The organism is Pseudodesulfovibrio portus (assembly GCF_026000375.1).
Taxonomy (GTDB): Bacteria; Desulfobacterota; Desulfovibrionia; order Desulfovibrionales; family Desulfovibrionaceae; genus Pseudodesulfovibrio; species Pseudodesulfovibrio portus.
Window position 1 is genome coordinate 2,994,421 of record NZ_AP026708.1, and the last position, 14,811, is coordinate 3,009,231.

Below are 14,811 nucleotides of genomic sequence, written 5' to 3' on the forward strand. Positions count from 1 at the left end.
AGGGGTGGCCATGCATAATGTTCTCAAGGTCATGAATGCGGGCGGCGTTGCCGTCTATCCGACGGAGACGCTGTACGCAGTCGGCTGCGACGCCATGAATCGCGAAGCATGCGAGCGGGTGACCCGCATCAAGGGGCGGCCCGACGACATGCCGCTGCCGCTGATCATCGGCAGCATTGACATGCTGGGGCTGGTCACGGACAACAAGTCCTCCTCCCTGCTGGAACTGGCCAAGGCGTTCTGGCCCGGCCCCCTGTCCATCCTGGTCAAGGCCATTCCCGAATTGCCCGACCTCCTCTGTGACGAGGAAGGGTATACCTCTGTCCGATACAGCGGCCATCCCTTTGCCGCCGAACTCTCCCGCCGGTTGAAGCGGCCCATCGTGGCCACCAGCGCCAATATCTCCGGCCAGGAGCCCGTGGCGCTGCCCGAGGACCTCGATCCCGAACTGCTGGCGCTGGTCGACGAATCCTACCTCGATCCGCCGTGGCCCAGGGGCGACAAGCCGTCCACCGTGGTCCGCATGCTCGGCGCAAGCCGTTTGGAGATTCTCCGCGACGGTGCCGTGTCCGTGAAAAAGCTCTGCGACAAGGGCTTTTCCGTTTCCCTGCAATCGTCATAGTCTCCCCACCGCAGCCGGTTTTTCTGCGCGTTCTCCATAAGGGGGGCGCGCAGCGTCGTTTCGGCCAATCGCGACGGACCGACCGTATAAAATCTTGAACTCCGATACACCCAAAATGGACCTTTGCCCGCAAAGGGTAAAAAATATTGTACCGTTTTCAGGGGGTGCTGTTGCGGAAGACGATTCTGGCACAAATACAAATATTTGAATTTATTTGACTAAAAAATAATTGCACCTGTTTGTCAGTCTTTGGCACGTCGGTTGCTAAATACAAAGCATTCTTCTTCCTTTATTTTGCACACGAGAATCACAAGGCTTCACTGGATGGTCCGATGAAGCCTTTCTCGTATGGTTTGCATTACGACAAATATTCCAATTTATACAGACATTTATGTATTCAGCACGCAACGACTCCGCCGATCGGGCCGGGAGCGGCGCAGTGCGAGGGCCGTCCCGTGCGGCCCGGGGAGGCGGGTACAAATTTCGTGACCGGCGCAGCTGTCGTTTGACTTCGGGGCCGGGTTCGGGGAGAGTCCGGTATATGAAATTCATGACCGGGAGAGACGCATGATAGTCCGGCAGCCGTGCCCTCATTGCGGCAGGGAGGTGGGTGTGTACCGCAACCCGACCCCCACGGTGGACGTGGTCATTGCCATGCCTTCGGGGCAGGGCGAGGGAGTGGTGCTCATCAAACGGGCCAACCCGCCTTACGGCTGGGCGTTGCCCGGCGGTTTCGTGGACTACGGCGAGACCTGCGAGCACGCGGCTGTTCGGGAGATGAGAGAGGAGACCGGCCTGGACGTGACCCTGACCGGGTTGCTCGGCGTCTATTCCGACCCGGACCGGGACCCCCGTCAGCACACCATGAGCGTGGTCTACACCGGCGTGCCCGCCGATCCGGACTCGCTCCTGGCCGGGGACGACGCAGCCGAGGCAAGGGTGTTCCCCCTGGGCGAGTGGCCCGAACTGGCATTCGACCACGCACGCATCCTGGCCGATTACATGGCCGCCCGCCGGGACCGCCGGTGACGGAATCCGGGGGGGGCGCGTACATTTTTCGCAAACGCAATTGCCCAGCATCAAAGAAGATATCATGAAAACCCTGTGCATAACCCTTGGCGACCCCTGCGGCCTCGGCCCGGAACTGGTGGCCCGCCATTTCACTCGCGCCCCGGCAATCGGGGAGCGCATTCTGCTCATCGGTCCGGCTTCGCCCCTTGACCGGGAACTGGAGCGTATCGGCGCGGCCACGTTTTTCGAGGCCGTGACCGCACCTGCGGATGTCGTCGGCAGGGACGCCGGAATCTATCTTTTCGAACCGGAGCGGCTGGCCGGGCTCGATTTCCCGTGCGGGAAGGCCATGCCGGTCGGCGGGCTGGCTGCCGGGGCGAGCCTGGACGCGGCCGTGGACGTCCTCAAGGCCGGGATCGCCCAGGGCCTGCTGACCTGTCCGCTGAACAAGGCCATGCTCCAGGAGGCGGGGTTCGACTTCCCCGGGCACACGGAGTTCCTGGCCGAACGACTCGGCGTGGGCCGGGAGAACGTGTGCATGCATTTGTGCGGCCACGACCCGGAGGACGATTCGCCCAAGCTGCGGGTCAGCTTGGTGACGACCCATCCGCCCCTGGCCGAGGTGCCGGGGCTGGTCACGGGCGAGCGCATCCTGCATTGCCTGCGGCTGACCGCCGGTTTCCTGCGAACCCTCGGGCTCGCCGGTCCCATCGGCGTGTGCGGCCTCAATCCCCATGCAGGGGAGTCCGGCAAGATCGGGCGTGAGGAGATCGAGGTGATCATTCCGGCCCTGGAAGCGGCCGGGGCCGAGGGGCTGGACGTGGCCGGACCCGTTCCCGGCGACACGATTTTCCACTTCGCGGCCAGGGGCGCGTATCCGGCGGTGCTGGCCATGTATCATGACCAGGGGCTGGCCCCGCTCAAGCTCCTGCATTTCAGCCGGGCCGTGAACGTCACCCTGGGGCTGCCGTATCCGCGCACCTCGCCGGACCACGGCACCGGATACGACCTCGCGGGCACGGGCGAGGCGTCCGTGGACTCGTTCGAGGCCGCCCTGGACATGCTGCGCAGGCTGGTCGGGGAGGCCGCATGAGCAAAGGAAAGCGGTATGTCCTGCTCGACCGGGACGGCACCATCATCGTGGACAAGCACTACCTGAGCGACCCGACCGGCGTGGAACTGCTCCCCGGAGCCGCCGAGGGACTCAGGCGGATGCAGGCGCTGGGCTTCGGGCTGGCCGTGCTGTCCAACCAGTCCGGCATCGGGCGGGGATATTTCGATCATGCGTCCGTCGAGGCCTGCAACCGGCGGCTCGTCGAACTGCTGGCCGAACACGGCGTGGTTGTGGACGGATTCTATTACTGCCCCCATGGACCGGAGGAGGGGTGCCTCTGCCGCAAGCCCGCCCCCGGACTCATGGACCAGGCCGCCCTCGAGCTGGGTTTCGACCCCGGGCGGAGTTGGATGATCGGCGACAAGTGTGCCGACATGGGGCTGGGCAGGGCCACGGGCGCGGGAACCATCCTGGTCCTGACCGGCAAGGGGGAAAAGCATCGGCCCCGGTGCGTGGACGACACGGACCATGTCGCCGTGGACCTGGCCGAGGCCGCCGGCATCATCGAATCCCAGGCATGAAAAAAGGGCTCCTCATGGAGCCCTTCCTGGTTGTTCGGTTCGGTGCCGATCTACTCGGCCATCTTCTTCTGGGCGAATCTGAGCATCTTGACCGCTTCGGCGAAGTCGGGGTTGATGTCCACGGCCTTCTGGGCGGATTTGGCCATCTTGTTCCACTTGCGCCAGTCGTAGTAGAGGCGGCCGACGTTGTAGAGGAGATATTCGTCCTGGGACGTCAGGGTCAGGGCCTTGAGATAGTATTTTTCGGCGGTCTCGTAGTCCTTCATCTTGCGCAGGACCATGCCGATGCGGTTGTATAGGTGGATGGCGTTGGGGTCATCCTTCAGGGCGTCGTCCAGCATGTGGAACGCTTCCTGGTACCGGCCCGCGTTGAGGTAGCGGTCCGCGATGTCCGCCTTGAGGTCCGTGTCCCCGCCGAAGTCGCTGACCAATTGGTCGAAGACCGACTTGGCCTGGTCCCACTCCTGGTTGTCCAGGTGCTGCTGCCCCTGTTCCAGGGCGGCCTTTTTCTGGGCCAGGATGGCCTGCAGGTCGTCCTGGACCGAGTCGTTGAGCGCCTTTTGCAGTTCCTGGAGCAGCTCGCGCATGGCGTCGAGCAGGGCACGCTCCTCTCCCGGCGCGTAGCTGATGATCAGCGGGTATATCTTCCGCAGTTCCTTGTCCGCATTGAGCGTGTAGGTGACTTTCTGGAGGATGTCCTCGAACTCCGTTCTTTCGCCCTTCATGACCTGGTTCTTGAGGAACAGTATCAAGCCGTCGTGCACCGCCTGGACGGCGGGCATGTACTTGCCTTTCTTCAGGAGGGTGGAGACGGAGTTGAGTTTCTTGCGCGATTTTATGAGATCAGCGGACATGTTGCGCTCCTGCCTTTATAATCGGTGTCAGGCTAGTTGCCGGTACTTTCCCGGACCATATCACGAAAACGCGTGAAGAAATAGCGGCTGTCGTGCGGGCCCGGTCCTGCTTCCGGATGGTGCTGGATGGCCAGCACGGGTTTGTCCTTGTGGCGGAAGCCCTCAAGGGTGTTGTCGTTGAGATTCATGTGGGTGGTTTCAAGGAAATCCAGCCCTGCGATGTCTACGCAGAACCCGTGGTTCTGGGAAGAAATTTCGATCTTTTCCGTCTGCAGGTCCATGACCGGATGGTTGCATCCGTGGTGGCCGAACTTGAGCTTGTAGGTCTTGCCGCCCAGCGCCAGGCCGAGGATCTGGTGGCCCAGGCAGATGCCCGCGATGGGGTAGTCCTCGCACAGGTCCCTGGACGCCTCCACGGCGGTTTTCACGGCAGCCGGGTCGCCGGGGCCGTTGGACAGGAAGACCGCGTCCGGGGCGAGCTCGCGTACCTGGGCGGCGGTGTAGTGGGAGGGCAGGACGATCATGTCGAAGCCCTGGGCCTCCATGAGGCGCAGGATGTTCCACTTGATGCCGAAGTCGTACACGGCCAGCTTGGGGCCGGTGCCCTTCCAGGCGAAGTTCTTCATGTCGTCGATGAAGACCGGCTTCTTGCCGTCCCAGGTGTAGGGCCTGTCGCAGGACACGCGGTCGGCCAGGTTCAGCCCTTCCATGTTCTCGATGGACCGGGCTTTCTCGACCAGCTCCTGCGGGTCGACGTCGCCGGTGGCCATGAAGCCGCGCTGGGCGCCGTTGATGCGCAGGTGGCGGGTCAGGGCCCGGGTGTCGATGCCCTCTATGCCCATGACGCCGACCTCGGTCAGGTAGTCGGGCAGGGACATGGTGGAGCGCCAGTTGCTCGGTTTCTTGCAGCATTCCTTGACGATGAAGCCGCCGACCTGGACCTTGTGGGATTCAACATCCTCGGGGTTCACGCCGTAGTTGCCGATGAGCGGGTAGGTCATGGTCACCATCTGGCCGGTGTAGGAGGGGTCGGTCAGGATTTCCTGATATCCGGTCATGCCGGTGTTGAAGATGACCTCTCCCGAGGCCTCTCCCTGGCCGGTGAAGCTGGTTCCCTTGAAGAGGGTTCCGTCTTCCAGGGCAAGAATCGCTTTCATCTAATCGTTCTCCAGGATGTTCTTTGCTTTTTCGAGATCCTCGGGTCTGTCCACTCCGTGGCAGGCATACCCGGTCTCGGTCACGTAAATATCTATTCCGTCTTCGAGCAAACGAAGCTGCTCCAGTTTTTCTCGTTGTTCCAGCGGGCTCGGGTCCAGCTCGCCGAACCGTTCGAGCGCTTCCATGCGGAAGGCGTAGAGCCCGATGTGGAGCAGGAACCCGTGCACTTTTTCGTCCCGGTCGAACGGCACCAGGGAGCGCGAGAAATACAGCGCCCGCCCGTTTTGCGCCCTGACCACCTTGACCCGGTCCGGGGACAGGGCCTCCTCTTCGCCGATGGCCGTGGCCAGGGTGGTCACCCTCACCCGGCAGTCGGTGAACGGGGCCACCAGTTCGGAGAGCATCTCCGGCTCGAGGCACGGCTCGTCGCCCTGGATGTTGACCACCACGGCGTCGGGGTCGATATCGATCTGCCGTGCCGCCTCCAGCACCCGGTCCGTGCCGCTGGTGTGATCCTTTCGGGTCATGACCACGGGTACGTTCAGGGAGCGCGCCGCCTCGAAGATGCGCTCGTCGTCGGTGGCCAGCGTGACGCTGGTCATGCGCTCGCACTGCACGGCCCGGCTGTAGACGTGCCAGAACATGGGCCTGCCCATGATCTCAGCCAGGGGCTTGCCCGGAAAGCGGGAGGATTCGTACCTCGCCGGGATGATTCCGTGACACTCGGGAAATTCGCTCATTTTGTTCCGTGAAGCGTAGTTAATCATTATTTATGAAATCGGCAAGCCGTTTGCACACGGCTTTCGCGCCGCCCCGTCGATCCTTGATGTACGCCCTGGCCCTGGCGGCCACGGTCTTTCGCGGTTCGGGGCTGCTCAGGATGGCCGCCAGCCCGTCCAGGGCGTCGCGCCAGTCCCCGGCTTCCACGGCCAGGCCGGAGTCGATGATCTCCCGGCCCACCCAGGCGAAGTTCTTCCAGTGGGGGCCGGTGACGGGGGTCACGCCGCAGGTCAGGGGCTCCAGGAAATTCTGTCCGCCCATGGGGGCCAGGCTGCCGCCCACAAAGGCCGCCTTGGCCAGGCCGTATGCCGGGACCAGTTCGCCGAAAGCGTCCCAGAGCACGACCGTGCCGGGTTCTGCCGGGCCGGTGAGTTTTGACCGCAGGGTCCAGCTCACGCCCGTCTCGTTCACGCATTTTCGCCACAGGTCCAGGTGGTGCATGTGGCGCGGGAACAGGCCGAGGATGGTCTTGGGCCGCTTGCGCATGAGCCCGGCGACCAGTTTCCGGACAGGCGTTTCCTCTTCCTTGCGCACGGAGCCGAAGACCGCGAAGTCCGCATTTTGCGGGAGGATGTCCTTGAGCGGGTTGTCCTTGCGGGGCAGGGGGGTGAAGTCGCCCATGCGGTCGAATTTGATGTTGGGCATGACCCAGATGCGCTCGCGCCCGAACAGGGTGCCGAAGCGGCGGGCGTCGGTTTCGGACACGGCCATGACTGCGTCCGGGGCGAGTTCCCGGAACAGCGTGGGCCAGGTCAGGTATCCGGCCAGGCTCTTGGTCGTCATGCGCCCGTTGGCAAGCAGGATTTTCGTGCCGCTTCGTTTCAGCGCGCGCAGGAATCCCGGCCAGATCTCGGTCTCCAGGATAAGGGCCGTCCGGGGCCGGACCTGGGCGGCCATGCGGTCCATGAGGTCCGGCGCGTCAAAGGGGAAATACCAGGGCTGCACGGCCAACCCCTTCTTGCCGGCGTTGATTTCATCGGCGGCGCGGACCAGGGTCTGGTAGCCCTGAAGGGTGTTGGTGGTGACCAGCACGCGCAGGGTCTCGTCCAGGGGGGACTGCAGATTCTTGAGCACTTCCCAGGCCAGGTACGCCTCGCCGCCGCTGGCCGCCTGTATCCACAGGTGGGCCGGGGCGGGCAGGCCGCCGGACAGGATGCGCTGTTCCCAGCCGTCCCTGAGCCGGTGGTTGAATTTGAGCAGGGGCAGGGCCGCTTTCCAACCGAGAGAGTATGCCTTGAGGGCGAAATCGGTGGCCGTGGTCATCTAGGCGCACCCCGTCTCGATGCCGAGCCGGATCAGCTCCCCGATGAGGTCGGTGAAGGAGAGCCCCACGTGGGCTGCGGCCTGGGGAAGCAGGCTGGTGGGGGTCATGCCGGGCAGGGTGTTGACTTCCAGCAGGTAGGCCTCGCCGGAGTCCGTGACCATGAAGTCGCCCCGGCTGTAGCCGGTCAGTCCCAGCGCCTTGTGTGCCGCGAGCATCTGGCCCTGGATGGAGGCGGTCAGGGCGTCGCTGACCGGCGCCGGGCAGATTTCGTCGGCCCCGTCCTCCGCGTACTTGTTCTCGTAGTCGAAGAATTCGGCGTTCGCCTTGGGCCGGATCATGATCAGGGGCAGCGCCCTGTCTCCGAGAATCCCGCAGGTCAGTTCCACGCCGGGGATGTATTCCTCGACCAGGGCGGACTGGCACATGGCAAACACCTTGTCCAGCGCCGCCGGGAGGTCCTCGGCCTTTTTCACCAGGGACATGCCCAGGCTGGAGCCGCCCTTGTCCGGCTTGACGAACACGGGGAGCGGCAGGTCCAGCGGGGCGTTCACGCCTTGGGTGGGGGTGATGATCTGCCAGGCCGGGGTCTTGATGGCCAGGTCCTCGAAAACTTCCTTGGAGGCCGCCTTGTTCAGGGCCAGGTAGGAAGCTGCGGGCCCGGCCCCCTGGTAGGGGCAGCCCGCCTTGTCCAGCACGGCCTGGATGAGTCCGTCCTCACCGGGCGTGCCGTGCAGGTTGATGAAGGCGAAGTCGGCCTTTCTGGCCGTCTTCAGCAGGTTCTTAAAGTCGTCGGCCGGGTCGAAGAAGGTCACGTCGTGTCCCAGTTCCTCCAGGGCCGTGTGGATCTTCCTGGCCCCGGACAGGGAGACGTCTCGTTCGTCAGACCAGCCGCCCGCTATCAAAATCACATGCATTGAGGTCTACCTTGAGCGTGTCGTTGAGCAGTTTTTCCAGGGTCAGAGTCTGGTTTTTGGTTGTCAGGATGTTCTCCCGGAGGCCGAGGGGAATACCGTACCGCTTGATCAGGTCCTCGAAGCGCTCCTCGATGGGGACGGTCCGGTTGTGGTTGACGCGCTTGTCCGCGTAGAGCACGGCCAGGGGAGTGAAATACTTGTCGAGGTCCAGCTCGAAAGGCCAGTAAACGTGGTGGGTGACGCCCGAGGCGATGGCCGGGTTGCCGGTCAGTTCCACGGTCCAGGCCCCCCCGAGTTGGCTGTGGTTGCCGCCGTGCCGGATGGAGTAGGTCTTGGCGATGTCGTGGAGCATGGCCGAGGCGCGGACCGTGGGGACGTCCACGTCCATGCCCAGCTCGCCGGCGCGCCGGGCCAGGAAGGTGGCGATGTCGGCCACCTTGAGGCTGTGGGCGGCCACATTGTCCAGCATGTCCAACCTGTCCCAGAACGCCCTGCATTGGCCGTCGTCCGGCACCGGGAGAGCGGGGTCGAAGGCAATTCCCGGCGGGGAAGGCAGCGGGGAGCGGGCGGAAAACTGTGCACTCGGTTTTTTTGCTGTCATGGCGTGGCGTTCACGGTGGGCGGCGCAGGGCCGTGGTTGGTCGGCCGCATCATTGCGCCCGACCGGTCTTACCTACCAGTCCGGCGGGGAAAAATAAAGCGGGAGGCAGGGATTTCCCGGGAGGCGCGGCGGACCCGGTCGATGTTTTCCGTCCCGGTATCGCGCTTTTTCCCCAGATGGGCTATATTGGGGGCTGAGGGAGATAAAAGGAGCGCAATGGAGTGATGCTGCAAGGCTTGTTCTTCTTGTCTTTTTTTGCCATCGGCCTGGTCTGTGTCCGACTGTGGCGGCTGTCCGCCGTGCACCGTGTCCCGGGCTGCGGCTGGTGGGCCGGGGGGTGTGCGGGCATCGCCCTGGCAACGCTGCTGGCGGGAGCCAGCCCGTGGGTGGGCGAATGGGCCCGGACCATGGCCGCGCACGTCGCCTCCATCGGCGGATTCTGCGCCCTGTGGCTGGGCACGCGCCGTTTTGTCGGCGGCAGCCCGGCCCGTATCGCCCCGTTCCTCTTTATGGCCTTCCTGGCCTTCCTGGCCGGGGTCTTTTTCTGGCTCGCCCGTATCGCCCCTTCCTACCCGATGCGGCTGACCATCAACTGCGTCTCCCTGCTCCTGTTTTCGGGGGGCATCGCCCGGATTCTGTTCACCGCCCGCATGGGCTCCGGCCTGGTCACCACGGCGGGCGTGCTGTACATGATCTTCTCCCTGATCAACACTCTCAGGACGGTCAACATTATCCTCACGCCCGCTCCGGGCTCGTTTTTCCTGTCCAACGCGGCCAGCCGGAATCTGACCGTGGCCATGGTCCCCGTCATCCTGGCCGCCCTGGTCTCGCTGGAATTCCTGGCCCGGGCAGCTTTGGCGAATGAGACAAAAGATGATTCGTGATTTCAGGCTGTTGACGTAGCTCTCCTTCCGCCTCACCGCACCTGTCGCATCGAGCGGGTTTTTCATTTGCCCACTTCTTTCAGAAGGTATATGACTGTCGCTAACCTGATGGATTCCGACCCACCATTTTTACAAAGGATTCGAGTTTTGAGCTTTGAATTATTGGAAAAATTCCGCGACCCGGAATTGTGCCGCAAGCTGCTCGACAAGATGCGGGGCGAACTCACCGACGAGTTGCGGTTTATGGAAGTCTGCGGGACGCACACTGTCGCCATTTTCCAGAGCGGCCTGCGATCCCTCCTGCCTGAAAAGATCGTCCACCTGAGCGGCCCCGGCTGTCCGGTCTGCGTGACCCACGAGTCCGAGGTCAACGCCTTCCTGGACCTGGCCGGGAACGAGCGGGTTATCCTGGCAACCTTCGGCGACCTCATGCGGGTGCCCGGCGAAGGCCGCCGCAACCTCAAGAAGGCACAGGCCGACGGCGCGCGGATCAAGGTCGTCTATTCCCCGTTCGACACCCTCAAGCTGGCCAAGGAGAATCCCGACGCCCTGGTGGTCTTCATCGGCGTGGGTTTCGAGACCACGGCCCCGACCATCGCCGGGACCATGAAGATGGCCCGCCGGCAGGGGATCAGGAACCTGCGCGTGCTCTGTTTCCACAAGACCGTGCCCACGGCGCTGGACGCCCTGTTGTCCGATACGGCCATCAATCTCGACGGCTTCATCCTGCCCGGTCACGTATCCGCCATCATCGGCACCGACCCGTATGATTTCATCGCCGAAAAGTACGGCAAGTCCGCCGTGGTCACCGGGTTCGAGCCCCTGGACATCCTCCAGTCCCTGAACCAGATGATCGAGTGGCGCAACACGGGCGAGGCGCATGTGGCCAACAACTACACGCGCATCGTGGGCGAACACGGCAACCCCAAGGCCATGGAGATCATGTACGAGGTCTTCGAGCCCTGCGACGCCCTGTGGCGCGGCATCGGCATGATCCCCGGCTCCGGGCTGGAAATCCGTCCCGAGTGGGAGGAGTTCGACGCCAAGAAGGAATTCGGCATCGTCATCACCGACGGCCCGGCCCTCAAGGGGTGCAAATGCGGCGACATCCTCAAGGGCATCAAGCAGCCCGACGAATGTCCGCTCTTCGGCAAGGCGTGCACACCGGCCGACCCGGTCGGCCCGTGCATGGTTTCCACCGAGGGCTCCTGCGCGGCCTACTACAAATACAAACTCGACTAGCGCACGGCTAGCAATCGAAACCGAGTGGAATAGAATGTCTGAAAAAGTGCTTCTCGACTACGGCAGCGGCGGACGCGCCTCCCAGCGTCTCATTTCCCAACTCTTTCTCGGCAACCTCGGCAACGACGAGCTGAACCGCCTCAACGACGCGGCCGAGCTGGCCGTGTCCGGGCGCGTGGCCATGTCCACGGACTCATTTACCGTGGACCCCATCTTCTTCCCCGGCGGCAACATCGGCTCCCTGGCCGTGCACGGCACGGTCAACGACGTGGCCATGATGGGAGCCATCCCCAAATACATGACCTGCGCCTACATCATCGAGGAAGGGTTGCCCATGGACGACCTGGAAGTGATCGTCAAGTCCATGGCCGAGGCCGTGGAACACGCGGGCGTGCTGATCGTGTCCGGCGACACCAAGGTGGTGCCCAAGGGCGCGGTGGACAAGATCTTCATCAACACCACCGGCATCGGCGACATCATCGTGGACCCGGCCCCCAGCGGCGACTCGGCCCGGTCCGGCGACGCCGTGCTCATCTCCGGCACCATCGGCGATCACGGCCTGACCATTCTCGGCACCCGCGAGGGGCTGGATTTCGAGGCCGAGGTCAAGTCCGACTCCGCCGCCCTCAACCACCTGCTGGTCAGGCTGGTGCAGGAATTGCCCGAGGTCCACGTGCTGCGCGACCCCACACGGGGCGGCCTGGCCACCACCCTCAACGAGATCACCACCAGCTCCAACGTCTGTTGCGAACTGAACGAGAATGCGCTGCCCATCCGGCCCGAGGTCAAGGGCGGCTGCTCCATCCTCGGCCTGGACCCGCTGTATCTCGCCAACGAGGGCAAGTTCATCTGCATCCTGCCCGAGGCCCACGCCGAACAGGCGTTGGAGATCATGCGCGCCGACCCGCTGGGGCAGGACGCCTGCCGCATCGGCACCATGACCGACGCCAACCCCGGCAAGGTGGTCCTGGTCACCGGCCTGGGCGGCAAGCGGCTGCTCGGCATGCTCGAAGGCGAGCAACTGCCGCGCATCTGCTAGTTGTTTTTTTATTAAGGAATAAAAGGCCCCCAGGTGATACCCGGGGGCCTTTTGCTTTGCCAAAAGGGGAGGCGCTATGCCTGGTGTTGCCGGGCGCGGTCCTGGATCAGGGCGGCGGCGCGTTGGGCGAGATAGGTGATTTCCGGCTTGGATATCTGGTCGTCCGCGCCCACGGTTTCGCCGCGGTAGCGGAGCTTCTCCGTGATCAGGGAGGAGAAGAGGATAACCGGCAGGTCCCTGAGGACCGGGTCTTCCTTGATGCGCTTGCACAGGTGGTGGCCGTCCATCATGGGCATCTCGATGTCCGAGACCACGACCTGGACGAAGTCCGTGATGGGCCGGTTGTCCATGGTGGCCCGCTCCTTCAGTTCCAGGAGGCGGTCCCAGCATTCCTTGCCGTTGTTCGTCTTTTCCACGCGGAATCCGGCCTGGCCGAGCATGTCGCGGATCATCTCCCGGATGAGCGGTGAGTCGTCGGTGATGAGCGCCTTGTAGCCGGTGGAGGTGTCGAAATCCACGTTGTCCTCGAACTGCAGCCGCATATCCGGATTGAGTTCGGACACGATGCGTTCCAGGTCGAGGATGAAGACGATGCGGTCGTCGAATTTGACCACGCCGGTGATGGAGTCGGAAGACAGGGCGGACACGTATTTGTTGGGGGCTTCCACGTCCTCCCAGGAAATGCGGTGGATGCGGGTGACGCCGGACACCATGAAGGCGGACGTGACCTGGTTGAATTCGGTGACGATGACCTTGGGCGGTTCATTTTCCACGCGCTTCTTCTTGAGCCACGTGCACAGGTCGAGCAGGGGAATGATCCGCGAGCGAAGGTTGAAGGCCCCCAGCACGGCTGCGTGGGAAACTTCCGGCATCTCGGTGACTTCCGGCATGCGGATGATCTCGAGGACCTTGGCGACGTTGACGCCGTAGTAGCCCTTGCGGCTCGGCTTCAGGCCGTCGCCCGGCTCATGGTCCTCCTGATTGAGATCGGTGTCCTTTCCGCCCTTGGGTTCTTCTTCGAGGTAGAACTCGACGATCTCGAGTTCGTTGGTCCCGGCTTCGAGGAGGATGTCGTTGGATTGCTGTGCCATGGAGCTCCCGTTTCCTTATTCAAGAGTGCGCAATTATGCGAGGTGATGCGGACTGTGTAAACGCTATTGGCAAATGTCGTCAACATCCGGGGCGCGGGTCAGGCCTTCAGCAGGTTCCAGTTCGCTGATGACGGCTGCCGCCGCTTCCAGATCCTCCCAGGTCTCGCACGCCAGGAGCGAGCCGCGCAGGGCCCGAATGCCCTTGAGGCCCTTGGCGTAGCGCGGGATGATGGACCGGATCTTTCTGAAAGATCGGCCATCTCCCTCGAATTCTTTAGTAAGCCTGATATGTTCCCTGACGATTTCCGCCAGGTGCGCCCCGTCGAAGGGGTCCGGCTCCGTGCCTTGGCGCAGGGCCACATAGCGGGCGAATATGGACGGATCGTAGAGCGCGCCCCGGGCGAACATGACGGTATCCACGCCGGTCTCCTCCACGCAGCGAACGCCGTCCTCGGCCGTGAACAGGTCCCCGGAGGCGATGACCGGGATGGACACGGCCTCCTTGAGCAGGGCGAGTTTGGGCCAGTCGGCCTTGCCCGCGAACATCTGTCGACCGTACCGGGGGTGCAGGGTGAGCCAGTCCACGCCCGCGTCCTCAAGGCGCTTGCCCAACTCGATGTATACGTCCTCGCCCTTGTTGAAGCCCAGGCGGAACTTGACGCCCACACGGCCCCCGTCCGGGTGTTCGGCGGCCTTCTCGACCATGATGGAGGCCAGCCGCACGAGCAGGTCGGGGTCTTCCATGAGCTTGACCCCGGAGCCGGATTTGAGGACCTTGCGCACCGGGCAGCCCGAGTTGAGGTCGAAGTTGCGGTAGCCCATGGACACCAGCTTTTCCATGACCGGTCCGAAGTAGTCGGGCTCGGCGCCGAAGAGCTGAAGAACCATGGGATCGTCCTCCGGGCAGGTGGCCAGAAGCCGCCTGGTCCCGGCGTTCTTGAAGGCCAGCCCCTTGACCGACACCATCTCCGAGCAGCACACGCCGCAGCCGTGCCGTTTGGACAGCAGCCGGAAGGGGAGGTCGGAATAGCCCGCAAGCGGAGCGAGCCAGGGGGAATCCGGGTGAATGGAAAAGGCGGTCATGATGGGAAGCTTTTACGGGTTGTCTCGAGGTGAGTCAAAGGAAAAGCAGGCGGGAATGCCGACGGAAGGCGGGTTCTAGTATATAATGAATGGATGCGGTCGGTTGACCGAGAGTTGAAAGTCGGTTCGCATGCCGGGACAGGCTGGGGATTATTTTGAAAAAATACCAAATCAGGGTTGACAAACCAAGTGAATTAAACTTAGGTCACTCCGTCTTCGGGCGCAAGACGCGCTTCTCCAGGAACTGGGGAAAAAGGTCTTTTAGCTCTTGATTTTTGACAATGCGGCGTATATAGACTTCGTTCCCGACGAGCTGGCGTAGCTCAATTGGTAGAGCAGCTGATTTGTAATCAGCCGGTTGCGGGTTCAAGTCCCATCGCCAGCTCCATAGTACAAAATGGTGGGGTTCCCGAGTGGCCAAAGGGAACAGACTGTAAATCTGTCGGCGTACGCCTTCGGAGGTTCAAATCCTCCCCCCACCACCATATTTTTCAGGTCACGCTGTAGGAGGCAGGTTGAGAGATACCGCTGATGGACTACAGAGAGTGAGCGGGAATAGCTCAATTGGCTAGAGCATCAGCCTTCCAAGCTGAGGGTTGCGGGTTCGAGTCCCGTTTCCCGCTCCATTAAGCC

Annotated in this window: 15 protein-coding genes and 3 tRNA genes; 10 read left to right on the forward strand and 8 right to left on the reverse strand. The window is 63.0% G+C overall.

All coding sequences use genetic code 11. The features are described 5' to 3' along the window. The first annotated feature begins 10 nt into the window (after nt 1-10). The 4 genes from OO730_RS14285 to OO730_RS14300 all read left to right on the forward strand — a co-directional run bounded on the left by OO730_RS14285 (nt 11) and on the right by OO730_RS14300 (nt 3,268). Nucleotides 11-622: an L-threonylcarbamoyladenylate synthase gene (locus OO730_RS14285; RefSeq protein ID WP_264982151.1), complete on the forward strand. Its 612-nt coding sequence runs from the start codon at nt 11-13 to the stop codon at nt 620-622. A 567-nt stretch (nt 623-1,189) separates the two neighbouring features. Beyond that, on the forward strand, nt 1,190-1,651 hold the full coding sequence (locus OO730_RS14290; protein WP_264982152.1) for an NUDIX hydrolase: 462 nt from the start codon (nt 1,190-1,192) through the stop codon (nt 1,649-1,651). Nucleotides 1,652-1,715: 64 nt separating this feature from the next. Next, nucleotides 1,716-2,726, forward strand: coding sequence for a 4-hydroxythreonine-4-phosphate dehydrogenase PdxA (pdxA, locus tag OO730_RS14295; protein ID WP_264982153.1), 1,011 nt, complete (start codon nt 1,716-1,718; stop codon nt 2,724-2,726). Continuing rightward, the gene (locus OO730_RS14300) at nt 2,723-3,268 is read left to right on the forward strand and encodes a D-glycero-alpha-D-manno-heptose-1,7-bisphosphate 7-phosphatase (RefSeq protein ID WP_264982154.1); all 546 of its coding nucleotides are present in this window, start codon (nt 2,723-2,725) and stop codon (nt 3,266-3,268) included. Before pdxA ends, OO730_RS14300 begins: the two co-directional genes overlap by 4 nt. 50 nt (nt 3,269-3,318) lie before the next feature. On the opposite strand, the gene OO730_RS14305 is transcribed toward OO730_RS14300, so the two are convergent. From OO730_RS14305 to OO730_RS14330, 6 genes are read right to left on the reverse strand one after another with little or no spacing between them, the layout of a single operon-like run. Further along, a complete protein-coding gene (locus OO730_RS14305; RefSeq protein WP_264982155.1) occupies nt 3,319-4,122 on the reverse strand; it encodes a tetratricopeptide repeat protein in 804 nt (267 codons plus the stop codon). 32 nt (nt 4,123-4,154) lie between these two features. Next, the gene (gene carA, locus OO730_RS14310) at nt 4,155-5,279 is read right to left on the reverse strand and encodes a glutamine-hydrolyzing carbamoyl-phosphate synthase small subunit (protein ID WP_264982156.1); all 1,125 of its coding nucleotides are present in this window, start codon (nt 5,277-5,279) and stop codon (nt 4,155-4,157) included. Then, nucleotides 5,280-6,020 carry a 3-deoxy-manno-octulosonate cytidylyltransferase gene (kdsB, locus tag OO730_RS14315; protein ID WP_264982157.1) on the reverse strand — a complete coding sequence of 247 codons (741 nt, stop codon included), beginning with the start codon at nt 6,018-6,020 and terminating at the stop codon, nt 5,280-5,282. A 19-nt stretch (nt 6,021-6,039) separates the two neighbouring features. Further along, nucleotides 6,040-7,323, reverse strand: a complete 1,284-nt coding sequence (locus OO730_RS14320) for a 3-deoxy-D-manno-octulosonic acid transferase (protein WP_264982158.1) — start codon at nt 7,321-7,323, stop codon at nt 6,040-6,042. Further along, nucleotides 7,324-8,238, reverse strand: coding sequence for a D-alanine--D-alanine ligase family protein (locus OO730_RS14325; RefSeq protein WP_264982159.1), 915 nt, complete (start codon nt 8,236-8,238; stop codon nt 7,324-7,326). Further along, complete coding sequence (locus OO730_RS14330; RefSeq protein WP_264982160.1) at nt 8,204-8,839, reverse strand: HDIG domain-containing metalloprotein; 636 nt, start codon at nt 8,837-8,839, stop codon at nt 8,204-8,206. The genes OO730_RS14325 and OO730_RS14330 overlap by 35 nt, the downstream gene beginning before the upstream one ends. Nucleotides 8,840-9,063: 224 nt before the next feature. On the opposite strand from OO730_RS14330, the gene OO730_RS14335 reads away from it, so the two are divergent. The 3 genes from OO730_RS14335 (at nt 9,064) to hypE (ending at nt 12,004) form a co-directional block, all read left to right on the forward strand. Further along, nucleotides 9,064-9,723, forward strand: coding sequence for a hypothetical protein (locus OO730_RS14335; RefSeq protein WP_264982162.1), 660 nt, complete (start codon nt 9,064-9,066; stop codon nt 9,721-9,723). Nucleotides 9,724-9,870: 147 nt separating this feature from the next. Continuing rightward, the gene (gene hypD / locus OO730_RS14340; RefSeq protein ID WP_407681898.1) at nt 9,871-10,965 is read left to right on the forward strand and encodes a hydrogenase formation protein HypD; all 1,095 of its coding nucleotides are present in this window, start codon (nt 9,871-9,873) and stop codon (nt 10,963-10,965) included. Between the two features lie 34 nt (nt 10,966-10,999). Next, complete coding sequence (gene hypE, locus OO730_RS14345; RefSeq protein ID WP_264982163.1) at nt 11,000-12,004, forward strand: hydrogenase expression/formation protein HypE; 1,005 nt, start codon at nt 11,000-11,002, stop codon at nt 12,002-12,004. A gap of 74 nt (nt 12,005-12,078) precedes the next feature. Here the strand turns inward: hypE and OO730_RS14350 are convergent, their stop codons facing one another. Together OO730_RS14350 and OO730_RS14355 are read right to left on the reverse strand one after the other, a co-directional pair. Further along, nucleotides 12,079-13,095 carry a chemotaxis protein gene (locus OO730_RS14350; protein WP_264982164.1) on the reverse strand — a complete coding sequence of 339 codons (1,017 nt, stop codon included), beginning with the start codon at nt 13,093-13,095 and terminating at the stop codon, nt 12,079-12,081. A gap of 63 nt (nt 13,096-13,158) precedes the next feature. Next, entirely contained in the window at nt 13,159-14,178 is a 1,020-nt protein-coding gene (locus tag OO730_RS14355; RefSeq protein ID WP_264982165.1) for a tRNA dihydrouridine synthase, read from the reverse strand. A 312-nt stretch (nt 14,179-14,490) separates the two neighbouring features. Between OO730_RS14355 and OO730_RS14360 the strand changes: the two genes are divergently transcribed. The 3 genes from OO730_RS14360 (at nt 14,491) to OO730_RS14370 (ending at nt 14,804) form a co-directional block, all read left to right on the forward strand. Then, nucleotides 14,491-14,566, forward strand: a tRNA-Thr gene (locus tag OO730_RS14360). An 11-nt stretch (nt 14,567-14,577) separates the two neighbouring features. After that, nucleotides 14,578-14,663 (forward strand) — tRNA-Tyr (locus tag OO730_RS14365). Nucleotides 14,664-14,727: 64 nt separating this feature from the next. Further along, nucleotides 14,728-14,804, forward strand: a tRNA-Gly gene (locus OO730_RS14370). The last annotated feature ends 7 nt before the right edge of the window (nt 14,805-14,811 follow it).

What these genes read in the sequence shown, in the direction of transcription:
- OO730_RS14285 (WP_264982151.1), top strand. Translation starts at nt 11, where the DNA reads ATGCATAATGTTCTCAAGGTCATGAATGCGGGCGGCGTTGCCGTCTAT.
- OO730_RS14290 (WP_264982152.1), top strand. Translation starts at nt 1,190, where the DNA reads ATGATAGTCCGGCAGCCGTGCCCTCATTGCGGCAGGGAGGTGGGTGTG.
- pdxA (WP_264982153.1), top strand. Translation starts at nt 1,716, where the DNA reads ATGAAAACCCTGTGCATAACCCTTGGCGACCCCTGCGGCCTCGGCCCG.
- OO730_RS14300 (WP_264982154.1), top strand. Translation starts at nt 2,723, where the DNA reads ATGAGCAAAGGAAAGCGGTATGTCCTGCTCGACCGGGACGGCACCATC.
- OO730_RS14305 (WP_264982155.1), bottom strand. Translation starts at nt 4,122, where the DNA reads ATGTCCGCTGATCTCATAAAATCGCGCAAGAAACTCAACTCCGTCTCC.
- carA (WP_264982156.1), bottom strand. Translation starts at nt 5,279, where the DNA reads ATGAAAGCGATTCTTGCCCTGGAAGACGGAACCCTCTTCAAGGGAACC.
- kdsB (WP_264982157.1), bottom strand. Translation starts at nt 6,020, where the DNA reads ATGAGCGAATTTCCCGAGTGTCACGGAATCATCCCGGCGAGGTACGAA.
- OO730_RS14320 (WP_264982158.1), bottom strand. Translation starts at nt 7,323, where the DNA reads ATGACCACGGCCACCGATTTCGCCCTCAAGGCATACTCTCTCGGTTGG.
- OO730_RS14325 (WP_264982159.1), bottom strand. Translation starts at nt 8,238, where the DNA reads ATGCATGTGATTTTGATAGCGGGCGGCTGGTCTGACGAACGAGACGTC.
- OO730_RS14330 (WP_264982160.1), bottom strand. Translation starts at nt 8,839, where the DNA reads ATGACAGCAAAAAAACCGAGTGCACAGTTTTCCGCCCGCTCCCCGCTG.
- OO730_RS14335 (WP_264982162.1), top strand. Translation starts at nt 9,064, where the DNA reads ATGCTGCAAGGCTTGTTCTTCTTGTCTTTTTTTGCCATCGGCCTGGTC.
- hypE (WP_264982163.1), top strand. Translation starts at nt 11,000, where the DNA reads ATGTCTGAAAAAGTGCTTCTCGACTACGGCAGCGGCGGACGCGCCTCC.
- OO730_RS14350 (WP_264982164.1), bottom strand. Translation starts at nt 13,095, where the DNA reads ATGGCACAGCAATCCAACGACATCCTCCTCGAAGCCGGGACCAACGAA.
- OO730_RS14355 (WP_264982165.1), bottom strand. Translation starts at nt 14,178, where the DNA reads ATGACCGCCTTTTCCATTCACCCGGATTCCCCCTGGCTCGCTCCGCTT.